At 41.0% G+C, this 19,725-nt stretch carries 12 protein-coding genes; 8 read left to right on the forward strand and 4 right to left on the reverse strand.

Annotated features, from left to right (window positions below):
- The first annotated feature begins 121 nt into the window (after positions 1–121).
- Entirely contained in the window at positions 122–2,590 is a 2,469-nt protein-coding gene (locus H5125_RS14730) for a S9 family peptidase (RefSeq protein ID WP_182744621.1), read from the forward strand.
- A gap of 440 nt (positions 2,591–3,030) precedes the next feature.
- Here H5125_RS14730 and H5125_RS14735 read toward each other — a convergent pair whose 3' ends face one another.
- Positions 3,031–3,597 (reverse strand): TetR/AcrR family transcriptional regulator, encoded by a 567-nt coding sequence (locus H5125_RS14735; RefSeq protein WP_101086460.1) that lies wholly within the window; start codon positions 3,595–3,597, stop codon positions 3,031–3,033.
- A 127-nt stretch (positions 3,598–3,724) separates the two neighbouring features.
- On the opposite strand from H5125_RS14735, the gene H5125_RS14740 reads away from it, so the two are divergent.
- From H5125_RS14740 to H5125_RS14755, 4 genes are all read left to right on the forward strand, one after another.
- On the forward strand, positions 3,725–4,369 hold the full coding sequence (locus tag H5125_RS14740) for a peroxiredoxin-like family protein (protein WP_182744622.1): 645 nt from the start codon (positions 3,725–3,727) through the stop codon (positions 4,367–4,369).
- 11 nt (positions 4,370–4,380) lie between these two features.
- The gene (locus H5125_RS14745; RefSeq protein WP_182744623.1) at positions 4,381–5,523 is read left to right on the forward strand and encodes an L-dopachrome tautomerase-related protein; all 1,143 of its coding nucleotides are present in this window, start codon (positions 4,381–4,383) and stop codon (positions 5,521–5,523) included.
- Between the two features lie 751 nt (positions 5,524–6,274).
- Positions 6,275–11,164: a PAS domain S-box protein gene (locus H5125_RS14750; protein ID WP_409085825.1), complete on the forward strand. Its 4,890-nt coding sequence runs from the start codon at positions 6,275–6,277 to the stop codon at positions 11,162–11,164.
- Positions 11,165–11,167: 3 nt separating this feature from the next.
- Complete coding sequence (locus tag H5125_RS14755; RefSeq protein ID WP_162023602.1) at positions 11,168–12,106, forward strand: diguanylate cyclase; 939 nt, start codon at positions 11,168–11,170, stop codon at positions 12,104–12,106.
- A 547-nt stretch (positions 12,107–12,653) separates the two neighbouring features.
- Here the strand turns inward: H5125_RS14755 and H5125_RS14760 are convergent.
- Entirely contained in the window at positions 12,654–13,622 is a 969-nt protein-coding gene (locus tag H5125_RS14760; RefSeq protein ID WP_182744625.1) for a DUF3187 family protein, read from the reverse strand.
- Between the two features lie 762 nt (positions 13,623–14,384).
- Here H5125_RS14760 and H5125_RS14765 point away from each other — a divergent pair.
- Complete coding sequence (locus tag H5125_RS14765; protein ID WP_101086466.1) at positions 14,385–14,726, forward strand: hypothetical protein; 342 nt, start codon at positions 14,385–14,387, stop codon at positions 14,724–14,726.
- A 42-nt stretch (positions 14,727–14,768) separates the two neighbouring features.
- Here the strand turns inward: H5125_RS14765 and H5125_RS14770 are convergent, their stop codons facing one another.
- Both H5125_RS14770 and H5125_RS14775 read right to left on the reverse strand, forming a co-directional pair.
- On the reverse strand, positions 14,769–15,080 hold the full coding sequence (locus H5125_RS14770) for an EscU/YscU/HrcU family type III secretion system export apparatus switch protein (protein WP_041413136.1): 312 nt from the start codon (positions 15,078–15,080) through the stop codon (positions 14,769–14,771).
- An 11-nt stretch (positions 15,081–15,091) separates the two neighbouring features.
- On the reverse strand, positions 15,092–17,230 hold the full coding sequence (locus H5125_RS14775; protein WP_182744626.1) for a hypothetical protein: 2,139 nt from the start codon (positions 17,228–17,230) through the stop codon (positions 15,092–15,094).
- A gap of 387 nt (positions 17,231–17,617) precedes the next feature.
- On the opposite strand from H5125_RS14775, the gene H5125_RS14780 reads away from it, so the two are divergent.
- Both H5125_RS14780 and H5125_RS14785 read left to right on the forward strand, forming a co-directional pair.
- Positions 17,618–18,352 (forward strand): VacJ family lipoprotein, encoded by a 735-nt coding sequence (locus H5125_RS14780; RefSeq protein WP_392343271.1) that lies wholly within the window; start codon positions 17,618–17,620, stop codon positions 18,350–18,352.
- A 46-nt stretch (positions 18,353–18,398) separates the two neighbouring features.
- A complete protein-coding gene (locus H5125_RS14785; RefSeq protein WP_182744627.1) occupies positions 18,399–19,520 on the forward strand; it encodes a response regulator in 1,122 nt (373 codons plus the stop codon).
- Positions 19,521–19,725: the final 205 nt, after the last annotated feature.

The following is a 19,725-nucleotide window of genomic DNA, read 5'->3' on the forward strand; positions in this document are numbered from 1 at the left end:
ATCAATTATTCGCATATATAAAAGGCGACAATTATTGATACACAAAAAATATGCATTTATCGGTCAGTTTTGTCACACTTGCATAAAGAATTAATATAAAAAGCAACAATAAGGACAAGTAATGAAAACGTTTTCTCTGGTGTTAACCAGTTTAGCCATTGCAATATCGGGCATGGCGCACGGGGCAGAAATTGACGCTAAGTACATTCAGCGAATAGGCCCAGTAAATCAAGTCTCAGCAGCGCCATTATCGAAAAGTGCCCATGCAGATGCGCTGCGTGCTAATTTGGTTGCTCAGCTCAGCCAGGCTAATCACGCCAATAAGGTGACGATATTTAATCAGCCACTGTCTTGGCAAGCTGCATCAACTAAGGTTGAAGGCGAGGGCTGGTTAGCCTATCAAGTGCCAATGTCGACAGATCGTTTTACCCAAGGCACATTAACCGTTAACGGGCTTGAAAATCCTCAAGTGTATTTGAATGGGCAACTGCTTAAATCTGCCGATAAAGTCGAACTTGAGCTGACAAATGGTGACTATCACCTTGTGGTATTGGCCGATGGCCAGGCGCAAGATAGCGCATTTAGCCTTGATTGGCAGGGTAAAAGTGAAGTTGATAATCTCGACTTTACTGCACAAAAAACACAGCGAGTATCTGCGGAGCAGTTATTTGATTCAAAAGTGATCAGTGGCTTAACCCTGTCACCTAATGGCAAGTATTTATTGCAATCGACCATTGAATACCAAGCTAGCCAAGGCGATACGCCGATTCAAGTGACCGAGTTACGTAAATTATCGGATAACAGCGTGATGTACCGCTGGCAAGATAACCGCCCAGGTAGTGCGGTTTGGTCAAGCGACGCTTCACAACTCGTTTTTGTGGCTAACAAACAAATTCAATTATTCAATGTTGCTGATTTGAGCATTAACGTTGTCGCGACTGATATGGACAATGTGTCTGGTTTACAGTGGTTAGGTAACACGGTGTTATTTAGCTGGGAAAAACCTTTTAAAGCCGATGACAAAGCGACATCAAAACGTTTTCAAGCATTAGAAGACCGCTGGAGTTATTGGCGTAACAACAGTCAACTTTATCAAGTAGATGTTGCCTCGGGCTTTATTCGTCAACTGACAGACAACAACGTCAGCAGTTCTTTGTTAGACAGTAATGCAGATAAAGGCAAACTATTGTTAACGCGCTCGCCTGTAGATTATGCACAGCCAGCCCATGGAATAACGCAGCTTGTTGAGCTGACGTTAGCTGATTTAAGCGAAACCATGATTGGTGAGTATCGCAGTTTTAATAGTGCACTATATGCTGATGACGGCATGTACATTACCGCTGGGCCGCGTTTTATGGACGGCATAGGAATACAAGATCCTAATATTGAAGTGAACGACTATGATGGTCAGTTATATTGGCGTGATGCTAAAGGCAATGTCAGTGCACTCAGTAAAGCGTTTGATCCTTCCATAGGCAGCATCACCAAGCTTGAAAATGATGATTTAATTGTGACGGTAACCGAAGGCGACCGTGCACCTTTGTATTTATTTGATAAAAGCAAAAAACACTTTAATCGAATAGACACCGGTGTGGATATGATAGACGGCTTTAGTGTTGCCATTGAGCAATCTACACCAACATTGGTATTTGCAGGTACCTCAGCCACTGCGCCGCAAAAAGCCTATAAAATGGCAGTTAATTCAAGCCGCAAACAGTTGCTGTTTGATAGTCAACAACTGAGCTATGCCAACACGCGTTTAGGTAAAATTGAAGATTTTGATTTTACCAATACCCATGGGCATAACATTGATGGCCGTGTTTATTTACCTGCCGACTTTGATGCCAGTAAAAAGTATCCCGCATTAGTGTATTACTATGGCGGCACCTCACCTGTAGGGCGTCATTTTACCGGGCGTTGGCCATTTAATTTATGGGCAGCCCAAGGTTATCTCGTGTATGTGTTACAACCAAACGGTGCAACCGGATATGGCCAAGCCTTTAGTGGCCGTCATGTTAATGCCTGGGGCAAGTACAGCGCTGACGATATTATTGAGGGTACTAAAGCTTTCTTAAATGCGTACCCGTCGGTTGATGCTAAACGTGTGGGAAATATGGGCGCATCTTATGGTGGTTTCATGACCATGTATTTGGCGACAAAAACCGATATTTTTGCGGCGTCAATGTCGCATGCGGGGATCAGTAATTTATCGTCTTACTGGGGCCATGGCTGGTGGGGTTATGGTTATTCTGGCGTGGCCAGCCGCGGCAGTTTTCCGTGGAATAACCCAGAACTCTATGTAGAACAAAGTCCGCTATACCATGCAGATAAAATTACCACGCCGTTATTGCTTATTCATGGTAACGCTGACACCAACGTACCAGTAGGTGAAAGCCATTATATGTACACCGCGCTTAAACTATTAGGCAAAGAAGTTGAGTTGGTTGAGTTTAACGATCAAGACCATCACATCAATAGCCGCCAAGCCCGCTTTGATTGGTGGAATACTACTATGGCATGGTTTGATATGAAGTTAAAAGATGAACCACAGTGGTGGAACAGTATCTATCCTGAGACAAAAGAACAGTAGTGACTTAACCTCAACTCGGGATAATAAGCGGTTATCAAACAGCCATTTGTCTCGCTAACCGTGTTGCATTGACTTGCAATAGGCTAGTTATTGATGCGTCTATGCGCCTTACTAGCAAAACAAACGACAAGTTTGATATTAAATAGGCCGAATATTGTCATTTTGCCTTACATATCCCACCTATTAACCCGAATTGAGGTTACTTAAGGTTAAACAGCCTCGCATTGCGAGGCTGTTTTTTTACGTGTGGGCAACGTGCGCAAAAGGACCTAATCAAAATAATGTGGTCATTGGAACGTTTGACGTTGAGCAACCACTTACATAGGTAAACTGTTGCACTAAGATACCGTTGTCATCATCAATAACAATGTGGTTAAACTGTCCACATTCAGTCCCGTGATAGCAGGGGGAACTCTCAATATACTGGGTAATACACAGGCTTAACACTCTTCCTTTAACCATGGCAGTAGCGCGTTGATGGTGTTGGTTTGGGTTGCTGCTGATTCTGATTGATAGCCGTATATGCGGATCCCAAATGTGACGGTCATCAGTTGAGCTGCATAGGCTTTAGCGGTTTCAGGCTCAAATAATTGGCTCAGGTAATGTTGATATACATGCTCAATCTCAGTTAATTGTGATGAGGCAAATTTGTATAGCTCGTTGCCTTGAGAGGCGAGTTCAAGTTGGGTTTTGATTAAGAAGCAGCCACAGTAATCACAAGACTTTGACTGCTCGACAATGTTGTCGAGGATCTGTCTAATACCTACTTTGACATCGTCAGCTTGTTGCATTAGTTGATGTATCGCCTCAATCGAAAACGTGGCGTAGCGTGCTAAGGCTGCTTGGAATAAGCCTTCTTTGCTATCGAATTCATAATATAAGCTACCCGGTTTTAATCCGGTGGCTTTAGTGATTTGCTGAATGCTCGATGCGGCATAACCATTTTGCCAAAATAGGGTGATGACCTTATCTAATACGTCCGCTCGTTCAAAATTTTTCTTTGCCATGACATCGATCCTCAATCGTTACTGACGCTATAATACCACTACTTGAATGATTGTTCAAAAACTGCTTGCGTTGTTGACATGATTTGATTATCTTGAATGAAAATTCAAGATAATCTGAGAAGCCATTATGTCATTATCCACTCAACTGACTGAAAAACGAGATGCCTCTGCAGCCAACTTACCTGCAGAGGTATTGGCGATCATGTCGGATGCGACCTTAAACTTGAAGCTATCCGGCATTATTGATAATGCGCCTAAGGCTGGCGATAAACTGGCTGCGTTTTCGTTAACCAATGCATTGGGCGTTACCCGCCATTTAACCGATTTATTAGCCAATGGACCGCTTGTGGTGACATTTTATCGTGGCAATTGGTGCCCTTATTGTAATTTAGCCTTGCGTGCTTATCAGCAGCATCTTGCTGAATTTAAACAGTTAGGGGCAACACTGGTGGCTATTACGCCTGAGTTACCTGATATGTCACTTTCAACGGCAGAGAAAAATGAGCTTGAGTTTGATGTATTGTCAGATGTGAATGTCGAGTATGCCAAAGCGCTTGGACTGGTGTTTACGTTACCTGATTCAATTCGTGATCTTTATAAGAAATTTGGTGTCGAAGTTGAGAAACATAATGGTGCTGAACAGTTTGATTTTCCGCTTGCTGCGACATTCGTAGTAGCCAAAGATGGCACCATTGTGAAAGCATTTGTTGATGCTGATTATACTTACCGTCTTGATCCTGAAGATATCATTAGCTCATTAAAAGCACTGTAGGGATCTGATTTATGATGTTTAAAAGCTTATTTGAATCTACAACCGTGATGGCATCTAGAATGAACATATTACCTAAAATAGTGTTGTTATCTAAAGCGCGAGTGATTGCGTCTTTGGTTTTACTGAGTAGCCTATTAACCAGCACAGTGTTTGCCGCTGATTATTCGGTGTTTCGCGAGCTAGATAGCCAGCATCCTCCCGGTAATGTGGCCGTGTCGTCTACAGGGCGAGTGTTCATGAGTAATCATCACTTTTACGGTGTTGATTCTAGAATTGTGGAGCTTAAAAAAGATGGCTCTATCGTTGATTATCCCAATACAGAATTTAATCAAAATCTTAATCCTGTTTTGGGCGTGGTAATTGATGAACAGGGTATTTTATGGATGCTTGAAACCGCTTCCGCTGATGGTGTCGGGCGACTTATCGGTTGGGATACTCAACAAAACAGCCTATACAAAACAATATCTTTAACTGCGTCAGTATTGCCCAGTAATTCATTTTTAAATGATCTTGCGGTCGATAGAAAGCACGAAACGGTTTATATCACCGATCCTGCTGGTGGCAGTAATGCGGCATTAATTGTAGTTGATTTAACGAGTGGCACAGCAAGACGAGTATTAGATGGCAGCGTTTATACCCGTCCCGAAGATGTTGATACGGTGATTAATGGCAATACTTTATCTATCGGTGGCCAGCCTATTCGTATAGGGGTTGATTCTCTGACCGTAGATCCGAACAACGAGTGGGTTTATTTTGGTGCATTGAGTGGTGAGAAGTTATATCGGATGCACACTCAATACCTACTGGATGCTAAATTATCGGCCAATATGTTACGCAGCAAAGTGGAGTTTTATGCCAATAAACCGATTAGCGATGGCATCACCATTGATAATGGCGGCAACATTTATGTTACTGACATAAGCCATAATGCTGTCGGTTATATCGACACAGATCGTCAATATCATATTTTGTATCAAGATGATGACAAGTTCAGTTGGTCTGACGGCTTTTCAACTACGGCTGATGGTAAGTTGTTAGTTACGGTGAATAAGTTACATCAGTCTCCAGCGGTCAATAACCAGCAAGACAAAAGTGATGGTCGCTACTATATCATTCAGTTCGACGCATTAACCGAAACGACAGTTGGGCGTTAGAGTTTGATAATTTGAAGCAAGAACCTAGATGACTAGAGCGCTTCGCTGCTAGATGCTATAAAATCAAAAGCTTAGACGACGAGATCGCTTCGCTGCTAGATGCTATAAAAGCAAAAGCCTAGACGACTAGAACGCTTCGCTGCTAGATGCTATAAAAGCAAAAGCCTAGACGACTAGAACGCTTCGCTGCTAGATGCTATAAAAGCAAAAACCCTAGATGACGAGATCGCTTCGCTGCTAGATGCTATAAAAGCAAAAGCCTAGACGACTAGAACGCTTCGCTGCTAGATGCTATAAAATCAAAAACCTAGACGACTAGAACGCTTCGCTGCTAGATGCTATAAATCAAAAGCCTAGACGACGAGATCGCTTCGCTGCTAGATGCTATAAAAGCAAAAACCTAGATGACTAGATCGCTTCGCTGCTAGATGCTATAAAAGCAAAAGCCTAGACGTCTAGATTCTAGCTGACTCGGTTCTATAAACATCACAGCGCAGCTGTCCCTAGCAGGACGCAGTCCGCCCTAGAAGCGCAGCGCTCTAGAATCTAGAATCTAGAATCTAGGATCTAAGCTTAACAGCGCAGCTGTCCCTAGTAGGACGTAGTCCGTCCTAGAAGCGCAGCGCACTATCCGCGTAGCGGTCTAGATTAGTAATAAATTTTAGAAACACTATATTTTTCAGTGTCTAGCTTGTAAAAAACTATTTTGTCGTCCAAAGTTAATGCCTATGACACTTAACTAATGATAAAAATGACCAGACTATCTAGTTATAAAAATGCGCTTAAATTGGGTATTGGAGTATTTGCTTTTGGCTTAGTCATTAGTTTTGTTACTGCTTTAAGTGTTAAGAATCAAAATAACACCATCATTACTCAATCTCTCGAAACGGTATCTGAACAAGTTGCTAACAATATTATTGATCGGATCGTTTTGTATCAATATGGTTTACGAGGTGCTCGAGGTGCCGTTTCCACTATCGGTGAAGACAAAATAACCCGCGAAATTTTTAGAAAATATAGCTTAACGCGTGATATTGAGAGTGAATTCCCTGGCGCTCGTGGGTTTGGTTATATCCGACGTGTTCCTGTAGCCGATGAAGCTGATTTTGTTGCCAAAGCTAAACTTGATGATTGGCCAAATTACAGTGTACGTCAGCTTAACCCTCATGATGATGAACGGTATTTGATTGACTATATTGAACCCATTGAGCGTAATCTTGCCGCTGTCGGTTTGGATATTTCCTCTGAGCAAAACCGCAAAAATGCCGCACAACAAGCGTATTTAACTGGTGAAGTGCGCTTAACTGGGCCGATCACGTTAGTGCAAGCAACAGGTAATCCTTTACAAGCCTTTCTCATTTTAATGCCCATTTACCGTACTGGTTTTACCCCATCAACCGAAGCATTAAGGGAGCAACAAGCTTTTGGTTGGAGTTATGCACCGTTAGTTGCCAATGAAGTTTTTGATAAGATCAGTTTATCCCGTAAGACCACAAAATTATTGATCAATGATGTGACCGATGCTCAAAATAATGTCGTGTTTTATGAAACCCATGTAGATGATGTAAATCCGTTATCGGATTATTCAGTTACATTAGATCGCGAAATATTTGGGCGTAAATGGCATGTATCGTTAGTGGCTTATCCCGAGTTTGTCAGTGGTTTACACTTAAGTTCACCTAATATTGTGTTTAGTTATGGTGCGATTGTTAGTTTGTTATTGGGCGGGCTTATTGGTTTTTACGGCTACGCATTAGGTCGTAAGCGCCTAATTTTGGAAGATAATGAAAGACGTGCCAATATTTTAGAACATTCGCTTGATGCGATTATTAGTTTTGACTGTGATGGTGTTATTACCAGTTGGAATGATGGCGCGGTAACGATTTTTGGTTATGAAAAACATGAGGTTATTGGGCTCAAGAAAACAACGTTCATTGTTCCTAACGATGGATATGATGCAGAAGCTGAAAAGTTTAATCAGGTCCTTAGCGGTAAATCGTTATTAAATTTTGTTAGCCAACATAAACGAAAAGACAATGCACTACTGTCAACGTCGATGACCTCATTGGCTATTTATAATGAGTTTGGCAAAATAATCGGTGTCAGCCAGACTATTCGAGATATTACGGTACAGCTGAATGCTGAAAAGCAAATTTTAAATATTAATGCCAACCTTGAACGTAAAGTTACCGAGCGGACTCAGGCGTTACAGCAAGCACTGTCAGAAAATAAAACCTTACTGGATAATATTAACCAGCAGCTGCTTTATTCTGAAACGGATAAAGACGGCGTTATCTTGGGGGTAAATGATTATTTCTGTTTAGCATCTGGATTTACTCGTGAACAAATGATCGGTCAGAAGCATTCAATTTTGAAATCTAACCAGCATGATGATGCCTTTTGGGCCAATATGTGGCAAACCATTAATGCTGGTAAAACTTGGCATGATGAAGTGTGTAACCATGATAGTCAGGGTAATGTTAAGTGGTTTGATACGGTCATTGCGCCTGTAATGGATGCGGACGATAACCTTGAACGCTGCTTTGCACTGCGAATTGATATTACTGAACGTAAGAATACCCAGCTTGAAAAGAATGAACTGGCTTCCTTACTTACCAATGTGCTTGCAGCTGCATCAGAAATAGCCATTATTTCCACCGATAATAACGGTATTATTAATATTTTTAATCGCGGTGCCGAGTTATTACTTGGCTATCAAGCTGAAGAGATAGTGGGTAAGCAAAGCCCTGCAATATGGCATTTACCTTCAGAGATCCGTGAACGCAGTAAACAGTTAACCAAAGAATTTGACGAAGATATTATTGCTTTTGACGTGTTTGTGTATAAACCAAGAGTACAAGGGCCTGAAACGCGTACTTGGACGTATGTCCGCAAAGATTTCTCTCAATGCCAAGTGTCGTTGTCGGTATCCGCTATGCGCGATCAAAATGGAGAGATAATTGGGTATTTAGGGGTAGCGGTTAATATTGATGTGATGCTTCAACAACAAGAAGAACTAGTATCAGCCAGTAACCAACTGTCCAAAGCGGCTGAGGTGGCTGAGTTAGGCATTTGGAATTTAGATTTTCACACTAATCGTTTGCAATGGAACGATCGTATGTTTGCCATGTACGATTATCCATTAGCGCTTACGGAAGAGGAATTAAGTTACCAACATTGGCAAAAACGGGTCCATCCAGATGATCTTGCGATGGCTGAACTCGCTTTAAAACAAGCCATTGACTTAAACCTTCCTTACGATCCTACTTTTAGGATCATTACCAGTACGAATCAGATTCGCTATATTCATGCTGGTGCCCATATTAGTTACGATAAATCAGGTAAACCGGTGCGCGTGGTCGGGATTAACCGCGACATTACTGAGCAACGCGAGTTAGAGCAAACCTTGCGGTTAGCGAAACAAGCTTCAGATGCAGCCAGTGCAGCTAAATCTCAATTTTTAGCGAATATGAGTCATGAAATCCGTACTCCAATGAATGCTGTATTAGGCATGTTACAACTTATTCAACATTCTGATATGAGTCGTCAGCAAGCTGATTATGTTTCTAAGGCTGAAATAGCTGCGAAGTCATTATTAGGGCTGTTAAATGATATTTTAGACTTTTCTAAAATTGATGCTGGTAAGTTAGAACTTGATTTGCATCCGTTTCAACTGGAAACGTTAATGCGTGAGCTAGCGGTGATGCTGGCGACCAATGTACACAGTAAAAATTTAGAAGTTATTTTTGATTTAGATCCTGCCATTCCATACCTTATTGAAGGTGATGAACTTCGTTTGCGCCAAGTGTTGTTAAACCTTGCGGGTAATGCGATTAAATTTACCTCAGAAGGTCATGTTATTGTCAGTGTACACTGCAATGAATGTATTGCTAACCAAGCGAATTTAACCATTTCGATTACCGATACGGGTATCGGAATCAGTCCTGAACAAGGGAGTAAAATTTTCCAAGGTTTTGTCCAAGCAGAGTCTTCAACGTCAAGACGATTCGGCGGTACAGGATTGGGATTAGCAATCACTAAACGTTTAGTTGAGTTAATGGGCGGTGAATTAACGTTATCGAGTCATGTTGGCAAGGGCAGTCGCTTTTGGTTTGATTTGACGTTTAATATTGTTGAAATAAAGAATAACGATTTAGATATCGACTTACAGGGTAAGAATATTCTGATTGTTGATGACAGTAAGATGAGCCGTAAAATTTTATCAAAAACCTTAATGGTCCATGGTGCTTATGTTAATGAGGCTCATAACGGCAAGCAGGCTATCAATCTTATTGATCAAAGCTTAAATGCCAGCAATCATTATGATGTGATTATTATGGATTGGCGCATGCCTGATAAGAATGGCTTAGAAACCGCCAATCATATTCAAGCTATGTTTCCGGCAGGTAAAGCTCCGGCCATTATTATGCTGACCGCGTATGGTGCAGAGGTGATGGAACAAACTAAACAATATCGCCAACAGCCTTTTGTGAGTATGTTGACCAAACCTGTGACGGCGAACTTGATGCTCGAGTCGGTTTACCGAGCCATTCATGGTTTAGAACAGCCAATACAATCTAGAAAAATAACTAATTTAGCATTAAAAGGTGCCAGGGTTCTGGTGGTTGAGGATAATCAGCTTAATCGCCAAGTTATTGATGAATTATTACGTCTACAAGGTGCGATTGTTACATTGGCTAAAGACGGTATTGAGGGTGTTGATTGGGTCACTAAGTCAAATAATCAATTTGATATTGTTATTATGGACATGCAAATGCCGGTAATGGATGGACTTGAAGCAACACGTATTATTCGTGCCGATGGCCGATTTAATGATGTACCTATTTTAGCTATGACGGCTAACGCATCGCTTGCCGATAAAACATTATGCCTAGAAGCGGGGATGAATGATCATATCGGTAAACCGATAGACATGACACTTTTGTTACCTTGTATACTTAACCTGCTAGGCCAAGATAATAGTGCTTATTATCATTCAACTGTTAATAATCCGCCTGTTGCGTTACCTGAGGTGCGTAATGATGGCGACGATGATGCGATTATCGAAAATCCTGATTCTATTTTACGTCGTTTTGGTGGTGAACTTGCCTTTTTCATTGATGTGAAACATCATTTTGCATCAGAAATGTCAGAGCAATTATCATTACTTACGCAAGCGTTTGCACTCGAAGATGACAATGCTATCAGTAGTATTGCCCATACAATTAAAGGCACTTCGAGCAATATTGGTGCTAAGCGGCTGGCAGCTTTTGCTGCCACACTAGAGCACAATATAAAAAATGCTGTTAATGTTGATTCAGATGCTTGTTTAAGCCAAATGCAAGGCCAGATAAATGATAGCCTGCATATGTTAGATACTCTATTTCCAGATGAAAGTGCTGTATTAACCACTCGCACACTTGATAATAGCGCTGTATTGCCGATACAAAGCATAGACGTGGATAAAACCGATCGATTAATGGAATTATTGGTTGATCAAAATTTAGATGCCATTGAGTACCTTGAGCGCCTGTTAAGCAACGTGGTGCCAGATAAACAGTGGTTAAGATTAAAAAACCAAGTGAGCCAACTTGAGTTCTTGGATGCTGTCGATACATTAAAATCGATAATTAAGGAGTGATGCGTGTTCATAGATGAGTATATTTCAGGTGCTGCGCCTGTTAGAGGTAAAATACTGTTAGTTGATGATCAAGTTGTGAACATCAAAATATTACATCAACTCTTGCAAGCGGATTACGACATTTATATGGCTCGCGATGGTCATCAAGCCATTGATATGTGTAAAAAAGTCAAACCAGATATCGTATTGTTAGATATTGAAATGCCGATGCTCAATGGATTTGATGTGTGTGCACATTTGAAACAAGATCCCGATACCGAAGATGTGGCGGTTATTTTTGTCACCGGTCATTTTGATGAAGTTAAAGAGGTTAAAGGATTTCAGTTAGGGGCAGTCGATTTTATTCATAAACCCATTAACCCGGTTATCACTAAAGCACGTATTAAAAATCAGATGATGTCTAAATCTCAAACTGATTTATTACGCTCTATTGCACTGTTAGATGGATTAACCGGTGTTGCTAACCGGCGTAAGTTTGACCAAGTGCTGCCTGTAAGTTGGTTACAATGTGCGCGTGAAAAACAGCCATTGACCATTATTTTATTGGATATCGATTTCTTTAAGCACTTTAATGATACTTACGGCCACACTGAAGGCGATACGTGCTTACGCATCGTTGCACAGAAGATACAAGACACCGTTAATCGTCCTTATGACTTAGTCGCGCGTTATGGTGGTGAAGAGTTTATCTGCGTGCTACCAAACACCGATTTAATTGGCGGAACTTATGTGGCTCAGCAAATTGTTGACAGTATAGTGTCATTGAAAATAGCTCATTTAAATTCACCAATATCTGAATTTGTTACTGTAAGCGCTGGGGTTTCAACGGTAGTGCCAATGTATGATATGCCGAATAAAAATTTAGTTGAAGCGGCTGACAAACAATTGTACTTAGCCAAAGACCGTGGCAGAAATAGAGTGTTAGGTTGTTTAGCAGAATGAAACACCTAGATAACTAGAGCGCTGCGCTGCTAGTATGCTTCGCGGCTAGATGCTATAAAATCTTAGCAACAGCCTAGATCGCTGCGCTGCTAGTACGCTTCGCGGCTAGATGCTATAAATGCAAAGGCTTAGAGTCTAGACGACTAGAGCGCTGCGCTGCTATAAAACCAAAGGCCTAGATGACTAGAACCTAGTTCGCTTGAAATCGCTTTTCATCGCTTGCTATCGATTTACATTTAACAGCGCAGCTGTCCTTAGCAGGACGCAGTCCGCCCTAGAAGCGCAGCGCTCTAGAACCTAGGATCTAGGATCTAAGCTTAACAGCGCAGCTGTCCCTAGCAGGACGCAGTCCGCCCTAGAAGCGCAGCGCTCTAGAACCTATGATCTAGGATCTAAGCTTAACAGCGCAGCTGTCCCTAGCAGGACGCAGTCCGCCCTAGAAGCGCAGCGCTCTAGAACCTATGATCTAGGATCTAAGCTTAACAGCGCAGCTGTCCTTAGCAGGACGCAGTCCGCCCTAGAAGCGTAGCGCTCTAGAACCTAGGATCTAAAATTTATGCCGATAACCTAATACATAAGCTATATCAGCACTGTTATCCATGTTTAAAAAGTTCTCAACCATAGTGAATTCGATGGCGCTGCTATTGAAGTAATAGCGATAACCCAACACCGCTTCATTAGAGGCTTCTGAGAAGTTTTTATCCCAACTCACCATGCCATCATAACGATGATATTCAGCTAACCAACCGTGCCGACCGCTACGATATTCGTAACCCAGCCCCAACATTAAGTAATGTGATTCGAAGGCATTTTGCGATAACGGTTCTGTATTGTGTAAGAAACTCATTCCTAAAGTCGAGTTCACATGGTGATTGCCATTGTGATAACCGTAATTGATTTGTACGCTTTGCTGGAAACTTTCATCAACAAATGGGCCTGAATCTACATACTTGTAGTACAAGGTTCCCCCGATGGAAATACCATGGTGTTCATTTTGCAGTAATTGATAACCTAGGTATGCAGTAAGAGCATTATTGAGGGTTTCACCATTAAAGTTTTCAACATTGATATGGTATTTTTCTGAATGGATCTGACTTTGGTGTTTCGCTTGTTTATTACGACCATTTTGCTCAAATCCAAAAGCATCGTGAAACCACATTGTTAAGGAGTCTAAATGGTTATCACCGCTAAATTGCCAAGTGTATTTAGCATCAAACAATAAATCCTCAGTGATTTGCCATTTTAAGCCGCTGCTAATCGCATTTTGGTAGTAATCAGCTAATAACTCATCTGACTCTGACCAGACGCTGGCTGCATTGGCTGTGATGTACCATTCTTTTTGACCTTGGGGCAACGAAAAGCCAGATCGTAAAAGTGGGCTAAGATTAATAGATTGCATCGGTGATTGCGCATATACCTGTAACGGTCCGTAATCATTAAAACTGACTACTTGCGCTTTTGCAGGCAAGATCGTAAAAATACTCACAATGGATATCAGTTTAAGGTTGGTCTTCATCGCTATTCCCTGAGTTAACTGTCCAGTTAATCTATTTGTATCGGCTAATTACATAAATAAAATAAATACTCGTATCTGCCAATATTTAGTGGTGTTAGTTGATGAGGTTGTGCGCATTATGATGGTATGAGAACATAATTTAAATATCCAAAAGGAACACATTATGACATTCAGTTATATCATCACTCCTATGCTAACAATAGTATTCACTGTTTAAGATAATGTTGGCTAATATTACTGAATATTTAAACGATTATTTTATTTGTAAAGTATTGATTATTATCTGATAGCAAGGTATAAAATTATTTATAGGCTCCTTGTGGATAATGAAATTAATATGATAGTGTTAATTTTGAATTGTTAATTTGAGTTTTATTTTGAGTTGTTGTTTGAATTGTTGTTTGGATGCTGTTGCTGTACAGAGATATAGTTTCTTTAATGTGTTATTTGTGATATCAAACTGCCGGTTTACTCAGTTTTTTAGTTGTATTATTTAAGCGTTATTTCCCCAAAATGTGTAATGGATACGCATTAATAAAATGGATTTGTAATGAAAAAACTTTCTTTTCAATTTACGCAATCAATGTCCTTCGAACTATTTCTTAACCTTTATATTTCTGCAATACATCATCGATTAGTTTACTCAACAGTACCTTTTATCTCTGTTATTTATGACATTGTTATTGGCGAGAACGTTTTTTTCAGGATCACTTGCTGCAATATTAGCGATACAGTCCCTCACTGTTCGATGCTGGAGCTGTGATGGATTTCATTTGGTTGTTAGGTTTACTGGCCATCTATATTCCAATCCAAATGTGTATTGATACGTACATTGTGTATCGAACTGACGTACAACAAAAAGGTTGTGATTACCTGTTGGCATTTATTCCGTTGCTGACGTTTGCCTATCCAGAGCACTATTTGTATAGTTTTATCTCTTTAGCGCTCATTGTACTGTATGGCATATCACTGCGTTATTATGCTGCATTTAATGATTGGCTTGATTTTGATCAAGATCGTTTAGCTGGATTGTGTCTCGGTGGGTTGGGGGTTGGTGGCATAATTATCACCGCGAGTTTGATTTACCAATTTGTACAGCATTAACCTAAGATAATGTAGGTTTGACAATTTTATCGCTGAATGGCGTTATGCTTGAGCGACAATTTTTTGATGAAGATTATCCCATTGTTCTGGGAATTTCCCATCTAACATATACACAAATGCAATCAATTCTGCGATTAAAAGATACAGCTCTTTAGGTACTTCATCACCTAATTCTAATAGCTGTAAAAACTCACTTAAGTGTGGATCTTGATGTATATGGATCCCCGCTTCTTTAGCGATTAATATCATCTCCTCGGCAACTAAGTCCTTACCCGTAGCAGTAATTTTAGGGGCACTTTTACCATCAAAACTGAGTGCAACTGCTTGCTGTATTTTTTTCGAGTCATCTTTCATTATGTTCTCTATTAAGCTCTGGTTTTGACTAAATAGTGATCGCCAGGTAATAACGTCGCTGGAATTTGGGCTAACTGTGTTGTGAGCTTACCTGGTGTAAAACCAATTTGTGTAATTTTATCTGACAGTGTTTGGTTAAAACGTTCTACTCTCGTAAGTAGCATTTGGTTGTTGCCTTTAAATTGGATATCAAGCACATCTGCCTGCTTATGAGCACAAATCAATAATGATCCTTGGGCTAAATTAAATTTGAGTTGTAGCTTCCATCCTGCTTTTTTATCTTTGTCTGAATCATTTTCTTGTTCAAATTTACCTTCAAACTGTTCATCACGTTGGTTGATTGAATAGGGGAGAGCAAAGTACCAAGTCATGGCTTGATTGGGATCGGTGCTTGCATGTTGGTACAGCGCAATACTGTTAGCCAATTGTGCCAAAGAGTCTGCCCCTCCTAACTTATCTAATGCGGCTAACAGACCTGAATTAGCACTGAGTTTACTCAAGGTCCGTTGTTGCAACTGCGCAAGGTGGGCCTGAAGTTTATCGCTGATCCCTGAGCCTGTTGATTTTGTTTTCACCCCTAATAATAACTGGAATAAGGTTGTGATAGCGCTACCAGAAAACAGAGGTGAGGGTTGTGAGTTTGTTGAGTGACCTAGCTGAGTGTGGGCAAGATTAAGCGCCGCTAAACTGTATAGCTCACTGCTGAGTAATGCTGGATCACTCAATGCACTTAATGGATGCGGGCTAATTTGAGGCAAATGCTTAAACAGTTCACTGGCCAGATTATGTGGGACTTGTTGGCTTAACTGCTGTTTTATTGGCATCGCGCCTGCTTTTGATAACGCTTTATTCAGCACTTCTATTGGTGCAGGGTCACCGTTCAATTTGTTTGATGCATTGTTGTTTAATGCATTATTGTTTGTTGGATTGCTCTTTGCACTATTGTCTATCGCAGAAGCGGTGTTTGCTTTGGGTGTGTTTTGTTCCGCTAATGATTTTGTCGATAACGATGTTTGCTCTACCGTGTTGGTAGCATTTTTGGCTAGATTGGCTTGCTGAGCCATATTGCTGGTGGTTTTAGTGAGATTCGACTCAGATGATAGTCCTGATGGATTAGGTTGTTGTGTTACCGGCCCCCCGGTTTTTACTGTAGCACTATCTTGGCCGATTTTGGCTGAAAAAGGCGTTAATTCAATAGGCGTTTTTTGTTGGGTATCGCTTCCTTTTACCGCATTATCAAGTGTAGGCAGTGGTGTTGACTCTAGCTTTTTTAGAAATTGGCTGAGGATTTGTGCTGGTTCATTTTTAGTGATGATGATGTTTGCTGCTTGAAAAGACTGATCTGCTTGAGGCGTTGTGGTGAGTTTCGTTAAATTAACGGTTATTTCAGCAATGACTGGCGTGAGCGCAAGTTGCAATTGCTGATGCTGCACCACCACCTTAGCTAAATATTGGCCTGAGTTTAACGCGGTGTTTGGCGATAATTGGATGCTTGTGCCACCAGAAAAAGTTAATTTCCCTTGGTCTATTATCGCTGTAGGCAGAGGATAACCTTGAGTTCTGGTTGCCAGCGTTGCGAGTTGTTGTGTTGATACACCATTTTGCTTTGCCAGTTCCTCAAGACCTTGTGGTAAGGAAAGCTGAATGGGTTGTGCCAAAAGCACTAATTGAGTGGTAACTGTTTGGGCGGGTGATGTGGCCGTTGAGCCAGCAGAAGCCGTTGACATTACAGGGGTGGTAGCTTGGTTGTTGATGACTTCTGTTTGGACTACGGGGACATTTGCACTGGAAACGGCACGAGCCACAAGTTTAGCGTGATCGCTTGCTATAACGACTTGCGCTGTCTGTTGTAATAATTTTTGCAGTTCAGCGGTCTTGTTTAGTTGATATTGCTGATTTTCAATGGTGACGTCGAGTTGGGCGTTTGCTGGTGGTTGTAACACTTTGACGGGCAATAATACGGCTGCTAAATCTGATTTAGTGGTCGACGAGCTAGATACCGCGGATTTGTCATTTGAAGTTTTTGTTGGTAAAGAAGGACTATCTGTTTGAGTTTGTTTGCGCTCAGACAACTTCTGCGGACTTGCATCTGCAGGTTTTATTGTGACGGTATTGACCGTTTTTTGAGGGAGCGTTGTTGGTACAGCCATAGAAATCCTTTCAAACGAACATGTTTGTCTATTGAAATTAATCTACATGTCAGTGAACAATATTAACTACATTTACAATTTTTTGATTGATATTGTCAAATGGGACAGTATCCTTAGCTCCCTGTTACCTTATTGGGGTAACATACAGGGTTTTATGCCATTACAGTGAATGATTGCTGATAACACAGACGTATGAGTAAGGCCTGACTGATAAATAGTGAATAATAACAGCCTTACACTTGCTTGCTAAATTATATCGACTTGAACAAAAATTGCTTTAATAAAAAAGACAAAAATAGCAGTTTGTTGAGTAGTACCTTTTGTCATTTTAAAGAGAATTATATGAAGTATAAATGGATATTACTTCAGGTGTTTGTTGCCGTTAGCATGCCAGTGTATGCCGAAGCAGAAGCACCTCAAGTTGCCACATCATCACGTCCTGCGGTCGAAATCAAATACAATGATCCTCGCGATCCATTTGAAGAAGTTAACCGCACAATGTGGGACTTTAACTATCTGTTTTTAGATCGGTATATTATTCGCCCAGTTGCCCATGGTTATAAAGACTATGTTCCTAATCCAGTCAGAACGGGTGTTAATAATTTTGTTTATAACCTAGAGGAACCTAGCTCTCTGGTGAATAATACCTTGCAAGGAAAGTGGGGATGGGCTGCTAATGCCGGCGGTCGTTTTACGGTTAATACCACCATAGGTTTACTGGGTTTAGTCGATGTAGCTGACATGATGGGGATGCACCGTAAACAAGATGATTTCAACGAAGTGTTGGGTTATTACGGTACCCCAAATGGCCCTTATTTTATGGCGCCGTTTTATGGCCCAATTGTGACAAGAGAAATCGCCTCTGATTGGGTGGATGGTCTATACTTTCCTTTATCTGAGCTAACGATGTGGCAGTCAGTATTAAAATGGGGTTTAAAAGGCTTGGATGCTCGTTCTAAAGCCATTGATCAAGAAAGATTATTAGACAATGCTCTTGATCCTTATGCTTTTGTAAAAGATGCCTATTTGCAGCATATGGATTACAAAGTTTTTGATGGTGATGTGCCATCTAGTCAAGCGGACGATGAGTTACTTGACGAATATTTAGATGAACTAGAATAGTCGAGGCATACAGGCACCTCGGCAGTGTAGTTTGCGAGGTTGTTGTATGGCGCTTACTGATGTCGAGATCCTCTTTGTTGAAGATGACCCGATATTTCGCCATGTCGTTGCTGATTTTTTGCAGCGGCAAGGTGCTCGGGTTCAACAAGCATGTAATGGCGATGAAGGCATAGCCCTTTTTTCCGATGCTATTTTTGATATTGTTATTGCAGACTTAAGCATGCCAGGCCTTCATGGTTTGTCGATGCTTAAACAAATGCAAGATATTAATCCTGCTATACCCGCTATTGTTATTTCTGGTAATGATGTGATGTCTGATGTTGTCGAAGCATTGCGCATTGGTGCCAGTGATTATCTGACTAAACCTATTGCTGATTTATTCATTATTGAGCAGGCAATCATACAAGTGATGATGTCAGCCGCTACGCCGATGAATGTTTCTGGGCAATCGCATTTACAAGAAATGAATGAGTTATCTTACCAAGAGCTTACCGATAACTTATCTTTACTTGAGCAAAATGCTCAAGCGGCCAAAAGTGTTCAGCAGCAGTTATTTCCTGCGTCGCATATCTATTATCCCAAAGCCGAAATCAATTACAGTCTATTTAAAAATAATGATGTTAGTGCTTACTTCATCGATTCTACAATGGTGGGGGAGCATCATTTAGTGATGTATATGGCACACTTTTCACCTGAGGATAATAGCGCCGCTTTTGGCTGTGTCTTATTGCGTAGTTTTATTAATCAAAAACTTAAGTTATTTAGAAATGGTTTAAGCAATACCTTAATCGAACCTAATAATATGTTGTCTTATCTTCATGAGCGTATGGTGAAGTCTGGGTTACATATTAATACCGATATTATTTATGTGTGCCTCGATTTGACCCGCTACCAGTTATCAATAGGGCAGTCTGGTAAAGGATTAAGGTGCTATTTACGTAACGGTAATGAGCTTACTCCTCTAGCATTGCCAGAATCAGCACCTCTTGGCAGTACTGTATGGGATAAGCCGAGTATGCAAACTAGAACCTTGTTACTGGATGAACAAATTTGTATTGGCACACATTTTTATGAGCATAAACAACAACTGCTTGATAACCGTTTTACAGGATTGGTTTATCAATCCGATATTAAAGCAGGTGGCTTTATGCAGTTAGCGTGTCGCTGATCATTGTTTAAGTCTATCTAGACACTAGACACTAGAAACCTAGAGCGCTGCGCTGCTAGGACGCTTCGCGGCTAGAGGCTATAAAAGCAAACTGCATAGCGAAGCGACTTTAGCAGGACGAAGTCCGCTCTAGCAGCGAAGCGATTCTAGCAGAACACAGTCCGTTCTAGCAGCGAAGCGATTCCAGCAGGACGAAGTCAGCTCT

It is taken from the genome of Shewanella sp. SR44-4, assembly GCF_014163715.1.
Taxonomy (GTDB): Bacteria; Pseudomonadota; Gammaproteobacteria; order Enterobacterales; family Shewanellaceae; genus Shewanella.

Excerpts from the sequence above, each read along its gene's own strand:
- H5125_RS14750 (WP_409085825.1), top strand. The coding sequence starts at position 6,275 with ATGACCAGACTATCTAGTTATAAAAATGCGCTTAAATTGGGTATTGGA.
- H5125_RS14760 (WP_182744625.1), bottom strand. The coding sequence starts at position 13,622 with ATGAAGACCAACCTTAAACTGATATCCATTGTGAGTATTTTTACGATC.
- H5125_RS14765 (WP_101086466.1), top strand. The coding sequence starts at position 14,385 with ATGGATTTCATTTGGTTGTTAGGTTTACTGGCCATCTATATTCCAATC.
- H5125_RS14730 (WP_182744621.1), top strand. The coding sequence starts at position 122 with ATGAAAACGTTTTCTCTGGTGTTAACCAGTTTAGCCATTGCAATATCG.
- H5125_RS14785 (WP_182744627.1), top strand. The coding sequence starts at position 18,399 with ATGGCGCTTACTGATGTCGAGATCCTCTTTGTTGAAGATGACCCGATA.
- H5125_RS14770 (WP_041413136.1), bottom strand. The coding sequence starts at position 15,080 with ATGAAAGATGACTCGAAAAAAATACAGCAAGCAGTTGCACTCAGTTTT.
- H5125_RS14740 (WP_182744622.1), top strand. The coding sequence starts at position 3,725 with ATGTCATTATCCACTCAACTGACTGAAAAACGAGATGCCTCTGCAGCC.
- H5125_RS14775 (WP_182744626.1), bottom strand. The coding sequence starts at position 17,230 with ATGGCTGTACCAACAACGCTCCCTCAAAAAACGGTCAATACCGTCACA.
- H5125_RS14735 (WP_101086460.1), bottom strand. The coding sequence starts at position 3,597 with ATGGCAAAGAAAAATTTTGAACGAGCGGACGTATTAGATAAGGTCATC.
- H5125_RS14745 (WP_182744623.1), top strand. The coding sequence starts at position 4,381 with ATGATGTTTAAAAGCTTATTTGAATCTACAACCGTGATGGCATCTAGA.
- H5125_RS14780 (WP_392343271.1), top strand. The coding sequence starts at position 17,618 with ATGCCAGTGTATGCCGAAGCAGAAGCACCTCAAGTTGCCACATCATCA.